General features: G+C 59.9%; 4 protein-coding genes. 3 read left to right on the top strand and 1 reads right to left on the bottom strand.

What is annotated here, in order from left to right:
- Nucleotides 1–433: 433 nt before the first annotated feature.
- Nucleotides 434–2,374, bottom strand: coding sequence for a BCCT family transporter (locus tag D8U69_RS15970; RefSeq protein WP_177435023.1), 1,941 nt, complete (start codon nucleotides 2,372–2,374; stop codon nucleotides 434–436).
- Between the two features lie 379 nt (nucleotides 2,375–2,753).
- On the opposite strand from D8U69_RS15970, the gene betI reads away from it, so the two are divergent.
- The 3 genes from betI to D8U69_RS15955 form a co-directional block, all read left to right on the top strand.
- Entirely contained in the window at nucleotides 2,754–3,347 is a 594-nt protein-coding gene (gene betI / locus D8U69_RS15965; RefSeq protein ID WP_056853907.1) for a transcriptional regulator BetI, read from the top strand.
- 62 nt (nucleotides 3,348–3,409) lie between these two features.
- Complete coding sequence (betB, locus tag D8U69_RS15960; RefSeq protein WP_056853908.1) at nucleotides 3,410–4,882, top strand: betaine-aldehyde dehydrogenase; 1,473 nt, start codon at nucleotides 3,410–3,412, stop codon at nucleotides 4,880–4,882.
- A gap of 214 nt (nucleotides 4,883–5,096) precedes the next feature.
- The coding region (locus tag D8U69_RS15955) for a GMC family oxidoreductase N-terminal domain-containing protein (protein ID WP_177434574.1) at nucleotides 5,097–5,500 on the top strand (404 nt) is incomplete at its 3' end.

The following is a 5,500-nucleotide window of genomic DNA, read 5'->3' as shown; positions in this document are numbered from 1 at the left end:
ATGACCTGGAATACTGACAACTGTGGCGAGGGAGCTTGCTCCCGCTGGGCTGCGAAGCGGCCCCATAACCAGAGACTGCGCTAGTTCAGACAGACCCCGTGAACCGGATTTACGACTGCTTCGCTGCCGAGCGGGAGCAAGCTCCCTCGCCACACAGGTCTGCGGTGCATTGATTGCACCGCAGCGCCTCACACCTTAGCTATTTTTGATCGTTCCCACGTTCTGCATGGAAACGATCATGACCTGGAATACTGACAACTGTGGCGAGGGAGCTTGCTCCCGCTGGGCTGCGAAGCGGCCCCATAACCAGAGACTGCGCTAGTTCAGACAGACCCCGTGAACCGGATTTACGACTGCTTCGCTGCCGAGCGGGAGCAAGCTCCCTCGCCACACAGGTCTGCGGTGCATTGATTGCACCGCAGCGCCTCACACCTTAGCTATAGACCCGGCCAAGCAGCTGCCGATGGCTTTCGAACTGATCGAGTACGTCCCGTGTGATCTGCTCCTGGGTGAAGCCCATCAGGTCGTAGTCCTGGCTGCCGTTGTGCAGGTACACCTCGGCGCGGTAATAACGCTGACGCGCCTCATCAGACTGGGCCGATTCAGTCGGCGTTGCCAGATAGCCGTCCAGGCTGACTTCGTAGACAAACGGATTGCCCTCTTCCATCTCGACCCGCACACCCATGCAACGCTTGGACTTGCCCAGCAGCGTCTGCACTTGCAGGCCTTGCGCACGCATTTGCGTGGTCGCGTCCTGCAAGGCCGGCGTCACATGCTTGTCCATGAAACGCTGGACCACCGACTGGCTCGGCTGCAGGTCCAGTTGGGTCAGGCGCTCGCTGAAGCCACGGCGACCGCGCGCGGCCAACTCCGCTTGCTCCTGTTCGATCTGCACGTCCTGGCGCATGGCCTTGTGCAGGCCGAACATGAAGCACACCAGCACCACCGAGAACGGCAGACCGGCCAGCACCACCATGGTTTGCATGGCTTCGAAGTTACCGGCGAACAACAGGCCGATGGTCACCAGAGTGATCACTACCGACCAGAAGATCCGCAACCAGTGCGGCGCATCTTCGTCGACGTTACCGCCCTTGCAGGAAAGATTCGCCATCATCACCGCGCCGGAATCCGCCGGGGTCAGGAACAGCACGAAACCGACGAAAATCGACACGCCGATCACAACCTTCGACGCCGGGTAGTGCTCCAGCAACTGGTAGATCGCCATGGACGGCTGTTCCAGCGCCGTTTTCCCAAGCTCTACCGCCCCATGGTTCATCACCAGGTCCAGGGCCGAGTTACCGAAGATCGACAGCCATGCCAGGGTGAAGCCCAGTGGAATCAGCAACACGCCGGCCACCAGTTCACGCACGGTACGCCCACGGGAAATGCGCGCGATGAACATGCCTACGAATGGCGCCCAGGAAATCCACCAGGCCCAGTAGAACAAGGTCCACAGGCCCAACCAACGGTCGGACTTGGCACTGTCGCCTTCGTACACATACAGATCGAATGTCTTGAGTACCACGCCATTGAGGTAGTCACCGACGTTCTGCACGAAGCCGTTGAGCAGATGCAGGGTCGGGCCGAACAGCAGCACGAAAATCAGCAAGCCGCTGAACAGAACGATGTTGAGGTTGGACAGGCGACGAATACCGTTTTCCACGCCCGACACGGCAGCAATCGTTGCCACGGTGCTCATCACAATGATCACGATCAGCAGATTGGTATTGCTGTGCTCCATGCCGAACAGGTTTTCCAGGCCCGACGATACCTGCAGCGAACCAATCCCCAGGTTCGTCACCAACCCTAGCAGGGTGACGAACATGCCAAAGCCGTCCACCGCATGACCGGCGGCACCCTTGACCCAACGCTCGCCCACCAGCGGATACAGCGCCGAACGCAATGCCAGCGGCTGGTTATGACGGTACGCAAAATAGGCAACGGCCAGCCCCACCAGCGCATAGATCGCCCAGCCATGCAGGCCCCAGTGCAGGAACGTCAGCTGAACCGCCTGACGCGCCGCAAGGTTGCTGGCGGCTACGCCTTCCGGCGGGTTGAAGTAATGGTCCAGAGGCTCGGATGCGCCAAAGTACAACAGCGAAATGCCGATACCGGAAGAAAACAGCATCCCCGCCCAGGCGCCGTAGCTGAAATCCGGGGTATCGTCCTTGCTGCCCAGTTTCAGTTTGCCGTAGGACGAAAAAGCCAGGCCCACCACGAAAATCAGATAGGCGGCGATCACCACCATGTAATACCAGCCAAAGCTGCGTGACAGCCAGGCTTGCGCTGTACCGAGCATTCGACCGGCCTCTTGCGGGGCGATGATCAGAATGGCGGTCAACAACAGAATCAACGCGGTGGAGGTGTAGAACACCCAACCGTTGACCGTCACCTTCTCGGGTGGGGTCTTTATTAGTGAGGCAGAACTCATGGCACAGATGCTCCGGGCAGTGCGGGAGAAGATCACAAGGCAGCGCGTGACCCGACCAATCGGTTAGTTGGCAGCCGACCAGCGGGTGTTATAAAGACACCCCGAAAAAGCCCGAAACCCCAAAAGCGCCGTGGCGTATAGGTTTCGAGCCGTTTTAGATGTCGGTTTTTCGTCATTTATGCGTAGGAAAAATCTGTAAGCAGCGACGAATTGTCGCAGATCTTATTCTTTGTTGATTGAACGTTCAATCAAAACAAAATAGACTGGCCCTCAGTCCGACAGACGTTTTGCGTCTGCCGGAAGGCCTAAGGAGATGTGCAAGATGCCCAAGGTCGGTATGCAACCCATCCGCCGCCAGCAATTGATCGAAGCCACTTTGCTGGCCGTCGATCAGGTCGGAATGGGGGACGCCAGCATTGCGCTGATCGCCCGTTTGGCCGGTGTCTCGAATGGCATCATCAGTCACTATTTTCAGGACAAGAATGGCCTGATCGCCGCCACCATGGGGTACCTGATGACGGTCCTGAGCGAGAACGTCACCGCGCGCCGACAGGCGCTGAAAGATGACAGCCCGCGAGCGCATCTGCAGGTGATCATCGAAGGCAACTTCGACGCCAGCCAGGTCAATGGCCCGGCAATGAAAACCTGGTTGGCCTTCTGGGCAACCAGCATGCACCAACCGTCTTTGCACAGGTTGCAGCGGATCAACGATCACCGTCTGTATTCCAACCTGTGCTGCCAGTTCCGCCGCGTGTTGCCGCTCAATGATGCGCGCACCGCCGCCCGCGGCCTGGCAGCGTTGATTGACGGTTTGTGGTTGCGCGGCGCGCTGTCGGGAGACGCTTTCGACACCGAGCAGGCGCAACAGATCGCTTACGAATACATGGATATCCAACTGGCCAAGCGGGTGAGTTAGAGCACACATAGAACGCTCAACCACCGGACCGCGCCAATCACTGATGCACTTGCGAGGACTTTATGGCCCGTTTCGAACTGCAAAAACTCTACATCGATGGTGCGTACAGCGACGCCAGCAGCGACGCCACTTTCGAAGCCATCAACCCGGCTAACGGTGAAGTCCTCGCAAAAGTCCAACGTGCTACCTTCGACGACGTTGAGCGTGCCGTCGTCAGCGCCGAAAAGGGCCAGAAGATCTGGGCTGCCATGACCGCCATGGAGCGTTCGCGCATCCTGCGTCGCGCCGTGGAAATCCTGCGTGAACGCAACGATGAACTGGCTGCCCTGGAAACCCTGGACACCGGCAAGGCCTACTCCGAAACCCGTTACGTCGACATCGTTACCGGTGCCGACGTGCTGGAATACTACGCAGGCCTGGTGCCGGCCATCGAGGGCGAGCAGATTCCGCTGCGCACCACGTCGTTCGTGTACACCCGTCGCGAACCGCTGGGCGTGGTGGCCGGTATCGGCGCCTGGAACTACCCGATCCAGATCGCCCTGTGGAAATCCGCACCAGCCCTGGCGGCCGGTAACGCGATGATCTTCAAGCCAAGCGAAGTCACTTCGCTGACCACCCTGAAACTGGCCGAGATCTACACCGAGGCCGGCGTGCCGAACGGCGTGTTCAACGTCCTGACCGGCAGCGGCCGTGAAGTCGGCACCTGGCTGACCGAGCACCCGCGCATCGAGAAAGTCTCGTTCACCGGCGGCACCGACACCGGCAAGAAAGTCATGGCCAGCGCTTCGAGCTCTTCGCTCAAGGACGTGACCATGGAACTGGGCGGCAAGTCGCCGCTGATCATCTGCGACGACGCCGACCTCGATCGCGCCGCCGACACCGCGATGATGGCCAACTTCTACAGTTCCGGCCAGGTCTGCACCAACGGCACTCGCGTGTTCGTACCGGCGCACCTCAAAGCGGCTTTCGAAGCCAAAATCGTTGAACGCGTTGCGCGCATCCGCATCGGTAACCCGCAAGACGAAAACACCAACTTCGGTCCGCTGGTGAGCTTCGCCCACATGGAAAGCGTGCTGGGCTACATCGCCAAGGGCAAGGAAGAAGGTGCCCGTCTGCTGTGCGGCGGCCAGCGTCTGACTGACGGTGAATTCGCCAAAGGTGCGTTTGTCGCGCCGACCGTGTTCACCGACTGCACCGACGACATGACCATCGTGCGTGAAGAAATCTTCGGCCCGGTGATGGCGATCCTCTCCTACGAAACCGAAGAAGAAGTGATCCGCCGCGCCAACGACACCGACTTCGGCCTGGCCGCCGGTATCGTCACCAAGGACCTGAACCGCGCGCACCGCGTGATTCATCAACTGGAAGCCGGTATCTGCTGGATCAACGCCTGGGGCGAGTCCGACGCGAAAATGCCGGTCGGTGGCTACAAGCAGTCGGGTGTCGGCCGTGAGAACGGCATCAGCTCGCTGAACAACTTCACCCGCATCAAATCGGTACAGGTCGAGCTGGGCGATTACGTCTCGGTGTTCTGATCTGACGCAGTTCTGAAGTTGCGGCCCTTGTGGTGAGGGAGCTTGCTCGCGCTGGGCTGCGAAGCGGCCCCAACTTCAGACACCGCGTTCATGCAGACACAACACAGTCGCTGACATTGCGACTGCTGCGCAGCCGAGCGGGAGCAAGCTCCCTCGCCACAACGATCGGCAACTCGGCGCGCGACCTGAACCAACATCAAAGAGGGTGCATTCAATGTCCCAAGAATTCGACTACATCATCATCGGTGCCGGCTCGGCCGGTAACACCCTGGCGACCCGTCTGACCGAAGACGCAGGCGTCACCGTCCTGCTGCTCGAAGCCGGCGGCCCGGACTACCGTTTCGACTTCCGCACGCAAATGCCTGCGGCGCTGGCGTTTCCACTGCAAGGCCGTCGTTACAACTGGGCGTACGAAACCGATCCAGAGCCACACATGGACGGACGTCGCATGGAGTGCGGTCGCGGCAAGGGTCTGGGCGGTTCCTCGCTGATCAACGGCATGTGCTACATCCGCGGCAACGCCATGGACTACGACGGCTGGGCAAAACTGCCAGGCCTGGAAGACTGGTCGTACCTGGACTGCCTGCCCTATTTCCGTAAAGCGGAAACCCGCGACAT

Source organism: Pseudomonas sp. Sample_16, assembly GCF_004307665.1.
Classification (GTDB): Bacteria; Pseudomonadota; Gammaproteobacteria; order Pseudomonadales; family Pseudomonadaceae; genus Aquipseudomonas.
Note: the sequence above shows the minus strand (reverse complement) of the source record. Positions and strands in the feature narration are given on the sequence as shown.

Excerpts from the sequence above, each read along its gene's own strand:
- betI (WP_056853907.1), top strand. The coding sequence starts at position 2,754 with ATGCCCAAGGTCGGTATGCAACCCATCCGCCGCCAGCAATTGATCGAA.
- betB (WP_056853908.1), top strand. The coding sequence starts at position 3,410 with ATGGCCCGTTTCGAACTGCAAAAACTCTACATCGATGGTGCGTACAGC.